Origin of the sequence: Paenibacillus sp. UMB4589-SE434, from assembly GCF_030226685.1 — a bacterium.
GTDB lineage: Bacteria > Bacillota > Bacilli > Paenibacillales > Paenibacillaceae > Paenibacillus_B.
On record NZ_JASOYK010000008.1, the window covers coordinates 138,618 to 155,033 of the forward strand.

Genomic DNA, 16,416 nt, shown 5'->3' on the forward strand with positions numbered 1-16,416 from the left:
GAAATTAGACGATGAGTACTATTTTTATGACAGGTGGCAGCGGGTTTATTGGACGGCATGTACTGGTGGCATTAGCAAAGGCTAATCATAAGCTCTATGTCCTCGTTCGTTCCAAGGAAAAGCTGATTGAGGCGATGAGAGGAATCGGATGGAACGACTTCTCATTCATAACACCTGTACAAGGCGATCTCACCAAGCCTTCTCTTGGCTTAAACCCTGCCGATCTGCAGCTTTTACACCATGTAGATATCATTATTCACGCTGGTGGCCCAATGGATATTCTTTTAACAGCAGAGGAAGCACAGCAGGTATTTCTAGATGGCGCTCGAGAAATAACCAATATTGCCAAAATGATTCATGATTCTAACCCATTAAAGCACTTTATCCACGTTGTCGGATTCAAATCGCCTTATTCGGAGCAGGATCACGAGAGCCAACGGCATAACGATCAAGACTCTAAAGAACCTCCATATGAAAAAATGAAGTTTGAAGCCGATCTCTTCATTCGGCAGGCGCTACGTCCATGGGGAATTCCTCTTTCTGTCGTTAACCCCAGTGTAGTCATCGGTGATTCCTACACTGGCATTACCGAACAAGTCGGAGGATTAGGCATTCTAGTGGATACCGTACGTCGAAACTTGATGGCTCTGGTCCCTGGTGGGAAGGATTACTGGCTTCCACTGGTGCATGTCGATCACGTTGCGGCATTTATCGCCGCTTTAAGCGCAGAGGAGCGCCCTGTTGATCATACATATTATTTATTGGACCAGAAATCAAATAGCCCCGACATGATAGAACTTACTCGGCTAGTTTCAAAAGAAGTGCGTGTAAACGGTCCGTTTGGTGCTATTCCCCATCGCTTCTTAAAAGCCATCCTGAACCTTGGTGCAGGCAAACTCGTGAACATGCCCAAGGAGTCTATAGATTTTATTGTTAATACTGATTTTCCCGTCTCACCCAAGCTTGCCTTGGCAGAAAAAAACAACCTTGATCTGTCGGTATCACCATCGACCTTGCCTTTTGTCATTTCGGATTTAGATTACCGAATTTCGCATGGAACGATTCATGTACCTCCTCCATTTCGTCTTAATAGAAGAGCAAATCTAGCCACTATCGAAAGGGCAGGGGAAGGAACACCTATTCTAATTCTGCACGGTACATTCAGCACCGCATATAATTTATTGCCGCTGGCAGAGCAATTATCGACAGCAGGCAATCCCATATATTTGATTGATCTCCCTGGATTCGGCCGATCTCCCTTTCACCATAACCCCTCAATTATAGAAGGGTTTGAACAAGCTATCATGGAGTTGATACTCAACATACCATCAGAAGTGATCATCGTGGGGCATTCATTTGGGGGATATCTTGCGGGCAAAGTGATGGAAAAACTGCAAGATCGTGTTCAAAGGGTCCTTTTGCTGCAGCCTGTACTACATGCTATAGGTTCAAACTACAAATCTTCATTTTTGACCCACACTATGCTGCGGCTCATGTCTAAAGCCGCATTAACGAAACAATTATTACATGCTCAAGGCTTTGAGCATATTGAAGAAATTCCAGCAGACTACATCCCTTATATACATGATGAACTGAAATCTGCTCGTGTGCGAAAAACAACAACAGAGGTGATGTCCGCGCTTGCCCAGCCAGGTCATATCACCCTCAACCCCAACAGTTGGGACTATAACAAGGTTTCCATTCTATGGGGCACAAAAGATCATAAATTCGAAATTCCGAACCCTTATCGTGATTTTCGTATTACACACTTGCCCCATGCCCACCAGTTCCCCATTTCACATCCGGAGGATACCGCCCGCTGGATAAGCAAGTTGATAAACAATTAGTAATCACTTTTGCGTGAGCAAAAGCCCCCGATCTTATAGGTCGGGGGCTTTACATGGGGGCAAGGTGATGTGCTGCCGCAAGCTACATGCTCAGTTTATAACCGCAATTCGGACAGAAATTAGCCCCTTCGTTTTTTGCACCGCAGTTAGGGCAGAAGTTGACTTTTTTACCGCCCTCAGAAGAAGGTACCGTAGGAGTAGATTCAGACGCAAGTGGCCCTTTCTGGCCTTGATTCATATTTTTCATCATTTCGTTTGCTATATTCATTCCCATCATCATGCTTGCCATATCCGAAGCAGCCCCACCCCCTGTTACTTTGCCGGACGCAATACCGTCCGTCATACTAACCTGCTGATACTTTTGCAGATTGCCGATCATTTCATGGGAGGCTGTCTTCGTAATCATATCTTGAATCTCTTGAGGATAATTAAAGCTCATGATCTGGAAGCCTGTAATCGTCATCCCATTGTCTATCACTTGCATATCAAGATCTTCACGGATCCCATTGGCTATATCAGAAGCATTCGCCTGTAAATTAAACATATCCTTCCCTTCTCTACTGATCCACTTCATTAACAGTTGATCCAGCACAGACGTCAATCGGATTTTAACATCCTCAACCAAGTAACTCTCTTTAATGCCAGCAACTTTATCAATAAGCGCAACGTAATCGTTGACTTTAAAGTGGAATGTGCCGTTAGCACGAATAGGCATACCGCCTGGTAGTTGTGGGGTCGGGATCAGAATCGGATTCTGCGTTCCCCATTTGACGGTAAATTCCTTTGTGTTCACAAAAAGAACTTCCACCCTCATCCCACTGTTAAATCCAAATTTAAAACCTTTTAATGTGGATAGGAAAGGAATGATATCAGAATCAATCTTATACTCTCCTTCATCCTCAAAAACCCCTTCAATCTTGCCGTTATTTATGAAAATAGCGTCCTGACCTGGGCGAATGATTAACTTACTTCCTTTTTTAACTTCTTCATTGCTCCACTTCCAAAAAATCATGTCATCTCTAAATTCTTCCCATTCTACAACATTCGCAAATTGATTTCTAAAAAAACTCATTCTGTACCCATCCCTTCCGATTCAGTTAAAATGATCCCCTGCTGCCGCTATGTGAGTGACCTCCTGAGGTGGTCCCTCCTCCGCCACTTGAGCCACCATTACTGCTCTTTTCAATTTTTCTTTTTATAGTGTTTGAACGCAGATACCTGTCCTCGCAATCTACAAGGCCTGAGGTAGCTGCATCCTCGTAGGTTCGTGAATTTACGGTTATACGGCCACCCGAACGAAGAACCATCACCGTAACAATAATTCCTCCGAGTATCACTGAAATACCCAATTGAATCCAAACATTATAAAATATGTTGTCCGGATTTACCTCTGGCTTGAACCCCATATATTTATGCGCAGTTTGGATGTATTTTTCAAATGCCAGCTTGTAATCACCGTTTGTTAAATCCGGAGCGATCTTGTCACGTATATGATCAAGCCTCTCGTCATCCAAGTAAAGCTTTGCTTTGTAGAATCCAGCCAAATACAACTCGCGAGAATTCATGTCCAACGTCAAAATCACGGCATTGCCGTGAGGCTTATCGTAACCAGGTGCATGTTCATCGTAAAACTCTTGTGTCATTCTTTTTACATCGGTAGAGGATTCGTTATTGACGGTAACAATTATAATGTCTGTTTCTCTTTCGACTCCGTATTGATTGGCCAGCGCATTAATCTCGTTGTATTCTTCCTGACTGAGCAATACCGCTTCATCATAGATTAACTGCTTAATATTTGTTGTACTCGCTTCTCCCGCTGCCAAATGCATCGGAACAATCAGCATCATGGCGATCAAGAACAGAACTGCAAAGAGTGTATGCTTTCGTCTCACTAAGTTCTACCCCCTATTATCCAAAAGGTCAGCAACTGCAGTACCAGGAAAGAGATACCGGAAATACCTGCAAACCAAGCAGCCACTTTTGCCTTACTAATCGGAGGCTTGCCAACTACCTTTCCCGTTTGGCCATTCATAGCAAAGGTGTATTTTGATTGATTGTAATCATAGTGGATCACCCATACGGGAAGCAGCACATAATCAGCACGCTCTATTGTTGTATCGATTTGCACGTCAGCATAACTTACGCTGGTATATGCATTCGTTGTAGAGTCAATGTAAGCATCGATGTAGCCGTATATTTTATCTTTAGCCCGCGGAAAAAGCTCCTCATCGTTATAACTGTATCTTTCGGCAATGTAGCCGGCAAGATAGGGGGTTTTAAAGCTTTCTAGCTGATCGTAAGCAAAAGGCTCTAATTTATCCATGAGTTCATCATTCATTTTCTCGGCAGCATCAATCGGCACTTTTACATAATCCAGGCAGAGTCTCCGATATATCTGAAAATAATCCGTCTTCGTATACTCGTAGTCACCGCTCGTGTAGGTACTGACTTTTGTCCCACTTCCATGTACCTCGACATCATTATGCAGATCATAGAGCCAAAACGGGACGTACATTCCAGTTATCTCCTTGATTCGATTCGCTGACATAAATCCCCTTGGTGTCAAAGTACCTCTCCTGCACCATTTTCGAAAAGCCATCATCGCCTGTTCTTTACTAATTGTAAATGGAATGATCTTCGCTGGGGCCAGCTTCCCGATCAAACGGTCGCCGAGAACAACTGCCGAACCGCAAAAGCTGCAGCTCGTTGCGCTCGTCTCCGCCTCAGTCATAATGACCGCACCACAACTCGTACAATGATACTCGCGTGCTTCATCTTCTTCTGAAAACACATGTTTTGTGAGAGGATCCGGAATTTGCTCAATGTTGTCTTTTCTTCCACAGCTGTGACAGGACAACATCCCTGTTTTAACGTCAAAAGTCATCCCACTGCCACAGTTTGGACATTTGTACTCGATAACTGGCATCTGCTCACCTCTATGACTAGGGAACTGTTAGTCCTTATTTTTAATTTTCTCTTTGATTGCAGCCAATTCATCTTCTGTTTGCATATGTGTGCTCTTCTCAAATTGTGTGAATAGGTCGTCCAAATTGTCATTGGCTTCTGCTCTAAGCTCCGCTATTGCCATCGCTTCATCGTAGGCTTTATTAACCTCTGCTTCCATTTTCCCGAAAATGGAGTCTCCATCTCCTGAGGGAGAACTAATAGAGTTCATCAGCTCTTGAGCTTGGGCAGCCGTCCACTTCCCATTTAACTCGACACGCCGGGCTTCCAATTGATTACGGAACGATTCGAGTTTATCTTGTATTTGTTTTATGCTTGCTGCGTTTGAAGATATCAAATCATAAGAAACTTGTAATTGATGTTGTTTCTCTGCCTGTACTCTCTTTCTCTCCAGGAACTTTTTCGCATCCCCCTCATTCCCGTCAGCTACTGACTTCTCAGCATAACGCTGCAGCTTGTCTATCTCCGTTTGGCATTCATCTAATGCTTTTTTCGACCTTCTCTCATCCGCCAATACAGAGGCTGTTTCCGCTTTCACTTTTCTTAGTTCATCGTTCAAGTTCCGCATATATTCATCGACAACTTTAATCGGATCTTCTGACTTATCCAACAAAGAGTTAACGTTAACTTTCATAACCTCTCTGAACCTCGACAAAATTCCCATGATGAGTCCCCCCTTGAAAAGATTTCATCTTCATATCATACCTCAATTAAGCCAGAAAGGATTCATTTGAAGAGATTTTCGTGCCGCGAGTTGAAAACAGCCGCTGTCAATTCCCTTGTCGAACCACTGCCATTGTCTCATCATCATGCTTACAAGTGACGTGCCACAATCCAACCTTATCTGGTTTTCTCCAAGTATGCAAAAAAAGCACCTATACGGTGCTTTCCTCGATGATCATCTTCTACCACCCGTTAAACAGAGGATGGGGTCCGGCATGGGTAGGATTCATCCCCTATTTACTCGTCTTCTAAACTGTAGGTAATCCAATCTTCTGGCATACCACCCATCTTCTTATAGAATGCTTGTGCACGTTTGTTACTGCTTGCCGTGTCCCATACCATAGAAGCGTAATCATGTGACATTCGATATGAATTGCATGCTTGGAACAAACCGGCCCCTACTCCTTCACCACGCTTGCCTTCCACAACATACAAGTCGTTCATGATCGCAATCTTGTGTGCTTTGATTGTACTGTATGTGAAATAGAGTGTTGCAAAGCCTACAAGTTCCCCATTCTGCTCGGCAACAAATTGAATGCCTTCCTCTTCTCGATACAGCATCTGGATTAGACCGAATAGGCTCTCCTCCGCAGGGCGGGGACATTTGTAAAAGTCAACGATATACGCCTGCATAAGCAAGCTGAGCGGGTGGATATCCTGCTGACCCGCTTTTCGAACCACATAATTATCCATACTTCGCCTCCTCATTCTGGTGTATTTCAAGTACTAGCAGCAAGGGGATGCGCAGGCTAATAATAACCGCTACATGCTCTGTCGTAGCGCACGCCGAGTCGAGTTGAACTTGTGCCCCATTCCAATTCTCCCCTTACGATAGGACAACAAATTTTGACGTGATTTTAACTGGAAGTGATATAATTGTAATATCTTACTGACCCCATTTGTAGTGTCAACTCCTAATAATATTATAGGGTCAGATTGAATGATCAGGAGGGTTATCATGGTCGATATCACACTGCTGCTGGATGTAAACGCTAGAGAACCGTTATACTGCCAACTGTATCAACACATCAAAAATGATATTATAAGCGGCAAGCTGGCCGCTAAGACACGATTGCCTTCCATCCGTGCGCTTTCATCCCATCTCCATATTAGCCGTAATACGGTAGAACTCGCCTATCACCAATTGATAGCCGAAGGCTATGTTCAAAGCAGGCCGAGAAGCGGGCTGTTTGTCATTCAATTAGAGCATGAGAAGCTGCCTGCTCCCTCTCCAGTGCGTAGTAAATCCTTTGAATTAAGCAAGCATGACCGGCCTGTAGTACAATATGATTTTCGATATGGCGATGTGGACGTTTCGCACTTTCCGGTTTCCACTTGGCGCAAGCTGTCCAACCAGTGCTTACAACCCGAAGAAGTGGAGCTTTTCTCTTACGGGGATTCTCAAGGCGAATATGAACTTCGCTTTGAAATTACGAAGTACCTATACCATTCAAGGGGGGTAAACTGCTCGCCTGATCAAATTATAATTGGAGCAGGCACTCAGTATCTACTGGGCATGTTATCCCAGTTAGTTGGAGCTAATGGGCGCAGCATTGGAATGGAAGAACCCGGCTATAATGGGGTTAGAGCCATTTTTCAACATTATGGATTCAACGTACACCCCATTCCACTGGATCAAGACGGGCTTAACATTTGCAAGTTATATGAGAGTAAATCTAAATCCGTCTACATTACCCCATCCCACCAGTTCCCATATGGAATGGTCATGCCATTCGCCAAGCGAATGCAATTGTTGAAGTGGGCAAAAGAGCAGAACGGTATTATTATTGAGGATGATTATGACAGCGAATTTCGTTACGTTGGCAAACCAATTCCTTCTTTACAGAGTTTGGATCCTCATCAGCGCACCGTTTATTTGGGAACCTTCTCAAAATGTCTTCTTCCCTCTCTGCGCATAGCGTACATGGTGCTGCCTCCAACTTTGCTGGAGCTTTATCATAAACAAGACTACCAATTGTATGACCAGACCGTGTCCAGGTTTCACCAAAAAACGCTGGAGTTGTTTATGAGGCGTGGTCATTGGGAAGCCCATATTCGAAAGATGCGTACTGTATACCATAAGAAGCATTCCACGTTGATTGCGACTATTCATGAGGTGATGGGTCAACACACTACAGTGATCGGACAAGATGCTGGCCTGCATATTTTATTGCGTGTACATAACGGCATGAACGAGTCAGAGCTAATCCATGCCGCAGCAAAGGTAGGCGTTAAGGTTTATGCTGTGTCCCCTTTTTGGATTTGTCCACAGCAAGCCGATACATCGATGGTTCAAATCGGCTTTGGCGGGTTGAGCATTGAGGATATCGTAAAGGGAGTCCATGCTCTGCAACGTGCTTGGATTAGTAAGTATTTGTTGTAATGAACATGCTCCTATTTTGCAAGCTGGCTGCTTTGATAGGTACTGTATGCGTGAGTGCCCAAAGGATTAGAAAGTTGATCATATGCTGCTGATTGAGATATGAATTTCTTGATGCCTCGATAACCGAGTACAGCAAAAATCCACAACCTGATATGGCTGCGGATTTGCATAATAAAGGAGAGGAGCAATAGTCCTCTCTGAAGAAAACTTCACCAAGATACTGCGGGTCTAGTTACAGTTTTGATGTCACTAAAAAGAACTTAGTGTAATATCAAGTAATAAATCGTGGACTAGATCTAATTTTCATTGGCTGCTGTTTAGTCGGATTCTGTACCTCCAGTGTTCACACGCCTTTTTGCTCCACCAACATGATATGGCATTCCTTTTCGGCGGAAGGCTTCATCTCAATTCCCTTCGGAACAATAAACATCTCACCCTTGGAAATTTTCACCTGACCATCACGAAAATCAAGGATCATCTCCCCTTCGAGCGCGATAAATATCTTATCTGTATCTTCATGAACATGCCATTCAAAATCCCCAGCAATCTTAACGAGTTTACATTGATAGTCATTCATTTCACCAATGACTTTTGGAGACCAAAGATCGTTGATTTTAGATAGCTTCTCATTCAGATTAATAGCTTGATAATCCATAACAATTCCCCCTCAGCCTTTTAAAGTTTAAGCAAAGCATTCTTTATATTTTGTAAAGCATATTCGATAGCTAATGGGCCGCCAGTTATAGCGGAAGTATCCATTAAATAGATATTGCCTTTCTTTACGGCATCCAGATTGTTCCATACTTTACTTTGTTTTAATTCATTCATTAATGTTTCCTTTTTTGTAATGTCACCTATCAGGAAAATATGGTCTGCTTGAACAGTTGACATTCCTTCAAACGCAGTAAATTCATTATTAGTACCTTTAAAGGTATCATCTGGTGTAAGCCCCAGTCCCTTTTCTTTATCAAACGCAAGTATATAGACAGGATTACCTTCACCTAGAACATTATAAGTTTTTCCATCCCAAGACAATATAAGGGCTACTGACTCTCCTTGAATCGACTTTAAGGCTTCACGTCCAGTTGTGATTTCGTTCATCATTTTATCAATTACTTTTTCCGCTTCGGCTTCTTTTCCAATAATCTTAGCTACTGTACGGAGCCCATATTGCCAGTTGTCATAGATGTCTTTAGAGTTCAACGTAATGACTGGCGCAACTTTTTCTAATGAGTCATAATTTTTTTCATGATGTTCTGTGGCTAAAATATAATCAGGCTCAATAGATAAAATTTTTTCAATACTGGGAGACAATTTATCTCCTAATTCCTCAGCTGAATCCAGCTTTCCCTTTAAGTAAGATAAAGAGGACAGAAACTCTTTATCAGTAGAAGCAGCAGGCGGCTCACCTAATGCAACTAAAATTTCAGGATAAAAATACCATAAAGATGCTATTTTTTCTGGTTTTTTCTTGATCACAAATTCTTTACCTAAGGCATCCTTAAACGTTCTTGGCCAATCAGTTGCAGCTGCATTGACTGATGATGCAGATGCACCTTCTGTTGTTGATCCTTTGTTTTCAACAGGTGCTTCATTACAACCTGCTAATATGCCTGCTAATAATAACATTGGGATTAGCAGGCCTTTAACCTTTTGCATACAGGATTCCTCCAACATGATGTTTATTCCGTTTGCCATAAGTATAGTAAAGTCGTTTTTAGATTAGAATGGATGCCTGTTGAAATTGGCATGGATTATTAATGAATTTCTCACGATATTGAGTAGGAGAAATACCAAGTTGTTTCTTGAACACTCTACTAAAATAAAAAGGATCAGCAATTCCAACAGTTTGTGCAATTTGTTGTACAGGTGCATCACTTGCAAATAGCATTTCTTGCGCCATGTTTATACGATATTTTAATAAATATTCTGCTGGTCCCATACCTGCATGTCTCCTAAATACATAAGAAAGTCGATTTCGATTTACGTTATTTTGTTCAGCAAGCGATGCTATTGTAAGGCTTTGATCATAGTATTCATGAATATAATTAGACACTCGTTCGAATAAAATATGTGATTCATAGCTATTTTGCCTATTATCGACACATAATAAGGCTTCATTCAGTACATCGCGAAACAGCATTTCGGTCTGAAACATCGAAATACCTCCGCGCTGATTATACACATGCCAAAGACGCATAATTAACTCGATAAGACGAGGAGATTGTCCCGTTAATAACTCAAAATGCTGATGGGAAAAGCTTGACTCTTCTAGTTCTGAGCTGCATATCCGGTATAAAACAAGAATGTACTCCCAGTCCGTGTTGCCAAACATTTTGTGGGCTAGTTTCATTTTTGGACCCCCATGCACCACTTTTCCTGGCGAAAAGATATATGGTGTGCCATTAAATTGAAATTGTGTCTTCCCCGTAAGTGGAAACACAAATCCAGGCAGAGAGTCTGTATAATCAGCGTGAGGCACACCTGGATTTCTAGCATATCGATATATTCCTTCTACTTGAAAAGGAATGTGCGCAAAATGCGCTGCTAATTGATTAACGTCGATTTTCACATTGCATACCTCATTTTAATAGTCGTTTGTTGGGCAACCCTGAAATCGATTGTGTACTCCTGTGAAGCTCTTGATTACAAGCAGTACATACGATTCAACAAGCTGCTGTTGAAAACCGCTTTCAGGTCGGTTCCCCTCCCCACATATCCCATCTAATAGCCGTAATATTCCGGATCACTTCCTTCAACTGGGCTGTATAAACTCGGAATCAATTAAAGGTTGCCGCCTGTGTGCGAGAGGGTGAGCATGATGATACTCCTTAATTTTCACATTATTGATAATGATTATCGTTGTCAAGTTATACGGGCAATAAAAATGCCGAACTCGGCTAATATTCAAACAACAGGGTAACGACATACCCAAGGTAGAAAAAATAAGGAGGGATTAACCTCCATATCCATACGTTAAGCGATTAGATCCAGCCACTTGACTCTCCCCTTGACTGGAACGTTATACTCGCTAAAGGGAAGAGAGAATAGCCATATTAAATGTAACAAGGGGAAGTGTCCATGTTTAAAATAAGTGAATTTTCGAAAATTAGCCAAGTTTCCGTCAAAACTCTTCGTTATTATGATCAATTGAATTTGCTCAAACCCGCTCACACTGACAAATTTACAGGGTATAGATATTACTCGGCTGACCAAATGTTTCAGCTCCATCGTATTATGGCATTTAAGGAATTGGGCTTCTCACTGGATCAAATTCGACAGCTGCTGGGTGAGGATATTTCGCTCGAACAAATTAGAGGGATGTTTAGAATCAAGCAGAGTGAGATCCAAACAAATCTGGATAAAGAACAAGCCAGGCTCGATCGAATAAAAGATCGTATTTGTTCCATTGAAAAGGAGGAGAATAGCCAAACTCCGCACGAAGTTGTGCTAAAAGAAGTGAAATCGCAACTTGTGATATCTTACCGAAAAAAAGCCGCACTTTGCCAAATTCCTGATATTTTCCAAGAGTTAGATAGTCATTTAGAATGTTATCAACCGTCAGCTCGATCCAAAATGGTTCTTTGGCATGATTGTGAGGAAGATGATGAAGAGATTGATATTGAAGTAGCACGTCTGATCACACATCCAATTCCTAGTAATTCTCCTTTTATAGTCAAACAATTGCCTGAAGTTCCAATGATGGCCACGCTGATCCATCATTGCTGGACAACAAGGCGTTGCACCGCAAGTACGGAGTTGGCGTTATGGATTGAGCGAAACGGTTATCGAATGAAGGAGAACGAGCCGCGACGCGAGATTTGTATTCCTCATGAGAACTTAAGTGATCCAGAAGCTTACGTTGCAGAGGTTCAAATTGTCGTCGAGCGAGCTTGACTGAAGATCATGAGAAGGAGATAAGAATTTGACTAGACAACAAATGCTTTTGACTATGAATTTATTTTTATTGACCTTTGTTCTGGGAACGAGTGAATTTGTCATTGTTGGTCTCCTAACTGAAGTTTCATCCGATTTAAATATCACGATTTCAACAGCAGGAGCTTTAGTTTCGGTGTTTGCCATTTCATTTGCAATAGGTACACCTATTTTTACGGCCATATTTAGCCGGTTCTCAAAGTACCCACTAATGCTTGCTTTAATAGGGGTATTTATTGTAGGTAATCTGATAACCGCAGTATCTAGTTCATATGAGCTTCTTCTTTTTTCTAGAATTATCACAGCTGTTGCAACTGGAGTGTTAATTTCACTGGCAATGGCAGTTGCAAGTGAAGCCGTGTCTTCTGAAAGGAGGGGCACGGTGATTTCAATCATCTTTGCGGGCTTTACAATTGCAAGTGTAATCGGGGTGCCCCTTGGCACCTATATCGGCCAATGGGGCGGTTGGCATATGGCCTTTTGGTTTACTAGCCTATTAGGAATCGCTTCACTAATCGCAAGTTCAGCGTCCATCCCCAAAGGACTGAAAGGATCAAAAAGCTCCTTAAAAAAACAGATTGGCCTATTGACTCATTCTCGAATCATAATCGCATTCTTAATACCGGCATTGAGCATCGGAGCGACCTACACTGTATATACGTATCTAACTCCTCTGCTGCAAAAAGTGATCTCTGTTCCAGATCAATATATTAGTCTTGTATTTTTACTTTACGGAGTTGTATCTGTCTTTAGTACGTTAATTGGTGGTAAATTAGCAGCTAGCAATGGGATAGCTAAGCTCCGGTATGTGTTTCTTGTTCAAGCGGCCATTCTCATTTCGCTTTACTTTTCATCCAATTCGATTGTAGGGGGATTAATTAGCATATCATTGATTGCCCTGGTCGTTTATACAATCAATTCCACTATGCAATTGTATTTTTTAGATTTGGCAGATCAGCATTTTCCATCAGCAAAAGACCTGGCTTCATCATTAACGCCTGTATCAGTCAATGTCGGAATTGCGATTGGGTCCTCCCTTGGTGGAGTAGTCACAACAAGCATGGAACTAATCGATGTTTCCTGGATCGGAGGGATAATTGCTATAGCTGCCTCAATACTGACCTTTGTCAGCTATAACTTAGACAAAAAGACTCTTGTTGATAGCAGGTTGTCCGCTTAACGGGAAAAAATATGGAATAAAGGTTGTATTGTTAATTTAATAAACCAACGGCAGTCTAAGACTATATTCTTCTTGTATTAGTCCACCGTTGGTTCTTACACTGGACTACTCTAAAACTTTCTTTGTGAAAACTGCCGAAATTATGATGTATAATGTTACCCTTGTTTTTTTAAAAGCATAATAATTTCTAATTCGTCAATATTTTAGTAAAAACACCATTTCAATACGTTCAAAACTACCATTTCTCATCCAGTGATTCCTTACTATCTACCTTTAACTCGGGCTTGGCCCATAGGTTCCCTCGGATGTGAAGCGGCCTATACCTTTCAGGGTAGCATCAAAGAATTGAAGAATAAGCTCATTCTCTGTTTCGATACAGTAATATGAATCGATATCTGCTTTACCGCCTTGCAGCATATTAGCAAGTAGAGGGGAGACAAGCGGTAAATCCGTCAAACTTAAATGCTTTGCGCCTTGAAAGTGAACAGTATAGGCCTCTTTGAAATAATTATTTGTCAATCGGTTTGCCGCATACACAGAGTTAGTATCGAGTTGTTTCCATACATCATCGGAATAAATGTTTAGCAACGGAATCGTATACGCTTCATCTTTTGCCTCAAAATCATCCCTCTTTTGATTGTAAGCAAGCTCGCTAAAAAACGGGGCGTCAATATTGACAACCGCGCTTACATCTTTACGCTCTCTACCTACCCAGACACTTGCCGCTCCACCCATGGAGTGTCCGAACACCCCTATTTTATCTTGATTGATTTGCTGATACACAGGGTCTTTGTCATTCTTGGATTTTTCAATAATAGTATTAATGACAAAATTCATGTCGTCCGTTCGCAATTTCATCCACTTTTGAATGAGTTGATAGAGTTCAGCCTTCGTGTAAATGCCTTCTTTATTGGAATCCCGGAATTCCTTCATATATTCTGAACTAATAAGAGCAATTGACCCGTTGTCCGCGACTGTATAAAAAGAATGATAGGAATGATCGATCGAGCATACGACATAACCGTGGCTCGCAAGCTCCATATAGGTAGAGGTGTTGCTTTCCTTAATACCGTTGGCACCATGGGAAAATACTAAGAGCGGATAGGATTCATCAGCATTTTTAGGATACCAGAATTTAACATTTAAAAATCTGTTTTTACCGGTATCCTTGAATTCTTCCATGCGGCTCTTATCTGTATAGGTGTAAGTTGCTGTCGCCACATCATAAGAGCCAGTAACTTGCGGTGATTTATACTGCGGAAACACAAGTATAGGAATAAGCGTAAATACTAGCATTAGTGTCATAAAGACGCCTTTTCCAATTATGCGGGAAGTCTTATACTCCCGGTTGTTAAGGTTATTGCGAATCAGGGAAATCGTTCCAATTCCTGCTAGTATGAACAGGAATATGGCAAGCAGTACCCAGCGGAAGCTCCAAACGATCACTGATGAAAGTATAAGAATTACGAATACGAAGAATGCGGCAATTCTGACCCCACTCCTTAGCTTCTGGTGGCTTTTCTTCGATACAATACAGTACATGGCGAAAGCAATCTCGAAAATCAAAATGATAAAAAATAATAAGTTGCCCATCGTGTTGCTCCTTTCGGGTTCTAGCTAGTTTTTAGTAAACCCAGCATACAAAACTGCCGAAAGGATGTATATTGAATCGAAGTAAGCTGTATCTACAGGCCACTAAGTTGCAAAAACGGCGAAAAGCCCTAGACTCACCACCTAGTTTTCTTTCTTCAAAAACTTTAATCCTTCGTTTATTTCTTTGGCTATCTTTTTATCATTGCTCCATGAGAGCAGACGAAGAATGACATAGATTACGACGATTTGTAATGCTAAAATGAGGGCTTCAGATGCGCGGTGGATAATACCCAAAATAGCTGCAAGAGAGATCAATATCGTCTCTAAAGCCACGAAATGAATGGCCACTCTTATGTACATGTTCATCTCGCTTATATTGTGAAGTGGAGACAAAATAAATCCAACCAATACACTTAAAAGTGAAAAAAACATGATGATATAGATTGACCCCAAATCAAAGGACATGTCCGGGTAATACAACTGTCGCAACATCGTAATCATAATGATGATGGATGCAAAGATGATTAAGAAATTCTGGATCCCCTTTTTAATAAATTCCTGCAGTTTCACATTTGTTCCTCCACTCATATTCCAAGCATATGTTTAAGAACAGGGACATACTGCCTAGAGATAACAATACGTTCCCCATTATTGAGTACGGCTTCAAATCTGCCGCTTAATGATGGACGAATGTATGAAATATGGATGATATTCAAAATTGTAGATTTGGATGCACGGAAACATTTCTTTTCTTTACACAATTCCTCTAACTCGTAAAGCTTTTGTTTGACTTCAAAAACGTTATCCTTGCAGTAAATAAAAACCTTTCCGTCGACGGCCTCAAAATAATAGATATCGGTCAGTTTAATACGGTGAACTCTATCGTCATGATATCCCAGCAGGGTCAAACTTTCCATTTTTAACTTGTCTACGATTTCGTGGACTTTATCATTTACCTCATGACATCGGATAAGAATTTCCTCTTCTAGGTCTTTGCCGATCTCTTGGATTGAAACTTTCATGAACTCACTCGCTCGCATCGTCATATATGATTTTTGCCACGGTCTTGTACACCGCAAAGAAAGCATCTAAAACTTCGGGATGAAGATTCTCTATAGCATACTATCCTCCTAACTTAAACCGCAACAATAGGCTTTATTTTGAAAATGTATAATTTATCACAAATTTTTAATACTAAAGCAGGAGAATCCAATGGAAAAACATAATTAAGAGAAACGATAGTTCAAATCTAGGAGGTAATTATGAGCAGATTAGTTCATTTTGAGATTCATGTCGATGACATGGAGCGTGCCAAGAAGTTTTATGGAGAGGTATTCGGATGGACATTCCAGGATTGGAGCAGTTATGCTGGCATGCCTTATTTCGGAGCTGTGACGGGCAATGAAAATGAACTTGGAATCAACGGAGCTTTGATGCAGCGCCAAGGTCCTTCCCCGGAACCATGCCAGCCTGTAAATGGCTATGCATGTACAATGGGCGTAGCGGACTATGATTCTTCTGAAGCCAAAATTCTTAATCATGGAGGCAAGGTCGCATTGCCTAAATATGCTCTTCCTGGTATGGCGTGGCAAGGTTATTATCTAGACACTGAAGGCAATATTTTTGGTATTCATCAACCAGATGAGGACGCAAAATAGACTTTACGCTATATATCTTATTAAACATCGTAAAACCCAGCCCCATGCGGACTGGGTTTTACGATGTTTAATAGGCGATGACGTTTATAGTGGCCGGATGTCGATGCCGTAATCGGCCTCTATGCCATCCCT

15 protein-coding genes and 1 pseudogene are annotated in these 16,416 nt (G+C 41.6%); 5 read left to right on the plus strand and 11 right to left on the minus strand.

All coding sequences use genetic code 11. The features are described 5' to 3' along the window. Positions 1-11 precede the first annotated feature (11 nt). Positions 12-1,847: an alpha/beta fold hydrolase gene (locus QP775_RS21980; protein ID WP_285108984.1), complete on the plus strand. Its 1,836-nt coding sequence runs from the start codon at positions 12-14 to the stop codon at positions 1,845-1,847. An 82-nt stretch (positions 1,848-1,929) separates the two neighbouring features. On the opposite strand, the gene QP775_RS21985 is transcribed toward QP775_RS21980, so the two are convergent. The 5 genes from QP775_RS21985 to QP775_RS22005 form a co-directional block, all read right to left on the minus strand. Then, positions 1,930-2,919 (minus strand): SPFH domain-containing protein, encoded by a 990-nt coding sequence (locus QP775_RS21985; protein WP_285108985.1) that lies wholly within the window; start codon positions 2,917-2,919, stop codon positions 1,930-1,932. A gap of 25 nt (positions 2,920-2,944) precedes the next feature. Next, entirely contained in the window at positions 2,945-3,739 is a 795-nt protein-coding gene (locus QP775_RS21990) for a TPM domain-containing protein (RefSeq protein ID WP_285108986.1), read from the minus strand. Then, entirely contained in the window at positions 3,739-4,773 is a 1,035-nt protein-coding gene (locus tag QP775_RS21995) for a TFIIB-type zinc ribbon-containing protein (protein WP_285108987.1), read from the minus strand. Before QP775_RS21995 ends, QP775_RS21990 begins: the two co-directional genes overlap by 1 nt. Positions 4,774-4,800: 27 nt before the next feature. After that, the gene (locus QP775_RS22000; protein ID WP_285108988.1) at positions 4,801-5,475 is read right to left on the minus strand and encodes a PspA/IM30 family protein; all 675 of its coding nucleotides are present in this window, start codon (positions 5,473-5,475) and stop codon (positions 4,801-4,803) included. Between the two features lie 296 nt (positions 5,476-5,771). Continuing rightward, on the minus strand, positions 5,772-6,227 hold the full coding sequence (locus QP775_RS22005; protein ID WP_285108989.1) for a GNAT family N-acetyltransferase: 456 nt from the start codon (positions 6,225-6,227) through the stop codon (positions 5,772-5,774). A gap of 265 nt (positions 6,228-6,492) precedes the next feature. Between QP775_RS22005 and pdxR the strand changes: the two genes are divergently transcribed. Next, positions 6,493-7,917: a MocR-like pyridoxine biosynthesis transcription factor PdxR gene (gene pdxR / locus QP775_RS22010; RefSeq protein WP_239329679.1), complete on the plus strand. Its 1,425-nt coding sequence runs from the start codon at positions 6,493-6,495 to the stop codon at positions 7,915-7,917. Positions 7,918-8,234: 317 nt separating this feature from the next. Here the strand turns inward: pdxR and QP775_RS22015 are convergent. From QP775_RS22015 to QP775_RS22025, 3 genes and pseudogenes are all read right to left on the minus strand, one after another. Beyond that, positions 8,235-8,572, minus strand: a pseudogene (locus tag QP775_RS22015) (cupin domain-containing protein). Positions 8,573-8,592: 20 nt separating this feature from the next. Beyond that, positions 8,593-9,576 carry an ABC transporter substrate-binding protein gene (locus QP775_RS22020; RefSeq protein ID WP_239329681.1) on the minus strand — a complete coding sequence of 328 codons (984 nt, stop codon included), beginning with the start codon at positions 9,574-9,576 and terminating at the stop codon, positions 8,593-8,595. Between the two features lie 58 nt (positions 9,577-9,634). Then, positions 9,635-10,489: a helix-turn-helix transcriptional regulator gene (locus QP775_RS22025; protein ID WP_285108990.1), complete on the minus strand. Its 855-nt coding sequence runs from the start codon at positions 10,487-10,489 to the stop codon at positions 9,635-9,637. A 509-nt stretch (positions 10,490-10,998) separates the two neighbouring features. Here QP775_RS22025 and QP775_RS22030 point away from each other — a divergent pair. Together QP775_RS22030 and QP775_RS22035 are read left to right on the plus strand one after the other, a co-directional pair. Beyond that, positions 10,999-11,814, plus strand: a complete 816-nt coding sequence (locus QP775_RS22030; protein ID WP_285108991.1) for a MerR family transcriptional regulator — start codon at positions 10,999-11,001, stop codon at positions 11,812-11,814. 28 nt (positions 11,815-11,842) lie between these two features. Further along, positions 11,843-13,033, plus strand: coding sequence for an MFS transporter (locus tag QP775_RS22035; protein WP_285108992.1), 1,191 nt, complete (start codon positions 11,843-11,845; stop codon positions 13,031-13,033). A 273-nt stretch (positions 13,034-13,306) separates the two neighbouring features. Here the strand turns inward: QP775_RS22035 and QP775_RS22040 are convergent, their stop codons facing one another. The 3 genes from QP775_RS22040 to QP775_RS22050 all read right to left on the minus strand — a co-directional run bounded on the left by QP775_RS22040 (position 13,307) and on the right by QP775_RS22050 (position 15,672). Continuing rightward, the gene (locus tag QP775_RS22040) at positions 13,307-14,626 is read right to left on the minus strand and encodes an alpha/beta hydrolase family protein (RefSeq protein ID WP_285108993.1); all 1,320 of its coding nucleotides are present in this window, start codon (positions 14,624-14,626) and stop codon (positions 13,307-13,309) included. Between the two features lie 141 nt (positions 14,627-14,767). After that, positions 14,768-15,196: a DUF3021 family protein gene (locus QP775_RS22045; protein WP_285108994.1), complete on the minus strand. Its 429-nt coding sequence runs from the start codon at positions 15,194-15,196 to the stop codon at positions 14,768-14,770. A gap of 14 nt (positions 15,197-15,210) precedes the next feature. Then, positions 15,211-15,672 carry a LytTR family DNA-binding domain-containing protein gene (locus QP775_RS22050; protein ID WP_285108995.1) on the minus strand — a complete coding sequence of 154 codons (462 nt, stop codon included), beginning with the start codon at positions 15,670-15,672 and terminating at the stop codon, positions 15,211-15,213. A 216-nt stretch (positions 15,673-15,888) separates the two neighbouring features. On the opposite strand from QP775_RS22050, the gene QP775_RS22055 reads away from it, so the two are divergent. Next, on the plus strand, positions 15,889-16,284 hold the full coding sequence (locus tag QP775_RS22055; protein ID WP_239329696.1) for a VOC family protein: 396 nt from the start codon (positions 15,889-15,891) through the stop codon (positions 16,282-16,284). Positions 16,285-16,416 lie beyond the last annotated feature (132 nt).

Excerpts from the sequence above, each read along its gene's own strand:
- QP775_RS21980 (WP_285108984.1), top strand. The coding sequence starts at position 12 with ATGAGTACTATTTTTATGACAGGTGGCAGCGGGTTTATTGGACGGCAT.
- QP775_RS21985 (WP_285108985.1), bottom strand. The coding sequence starts at position 2,919 with ATGAGTTTTTTTAGAAATCAATTTGCGAATGTTGTAGAATGGGAAGAA.
- QP775_RS21995 (WP_285108987.1), bottom strand. The coding sequence starts at position 4,773 with ATGCCAGTTATCGAGTACAAATGTCCAAACTGTGGCAGTGGGATGACT.
- QP775_RS22000 (WP_285108988.1), bottom strand. The coding sequence starts at position 5,475 with ATGGGAATTTTGTCGAGGTTCAGAGAGGTTATGAAAGTTAACGTTAAC.
- QP775_RS22005 (WP_285108989.1), bottom strand. The coding sequence starts at position 6,227 with ATGGATAATTATGTGGTTCGAAAAGCGGGTCAGCAGGATATCCACCCG.
- pdxR (WP_239329679.1), top strand. The coding sequence starts at position 6,493 with ATGGTCGATATCACACTGCTGCTGGATGTAAACGCTAGAGAACCGTTA.
- QP775_RS22020 (WP_239329681.1), bottom strand. The coding sequence starts at position 9,576 with ATGCAAAAGGTTAAAGGCCTGCTAATCCCAATGTTATTATTAGCAGGC.
- QP775_RS22030 (WP_285108991.1), top strand. The coding sequence starts at position 10,999 with ATGTTTAAAATAAGTGAATTTTCGAAAATTAGCCAAGTTTCCGTCAAA.
- QP775_RS22040 (WP_285108993.1), bottom strand. The coding sequence starts at position 14,626 with ATGGGCAACTTATTATTTTTTATCATTTTGATTTTCGAGATTGCTTTC.
- QP775_RS22050 (WP_285108995.1), bottom strand. The coding sequence starts at position 15,672 with ATGACGATGCGAGCGAGTGAGTTCATGAAAGTTTCAATCCAAGAGATC.
- QP775_RS22055 (WP_239329696.1), top strand. The coding sequence starts at position 15,889 with ATGAGCAGATTAGTTCATTTTGAGATTCATGTCGATGACATGGAGCGT.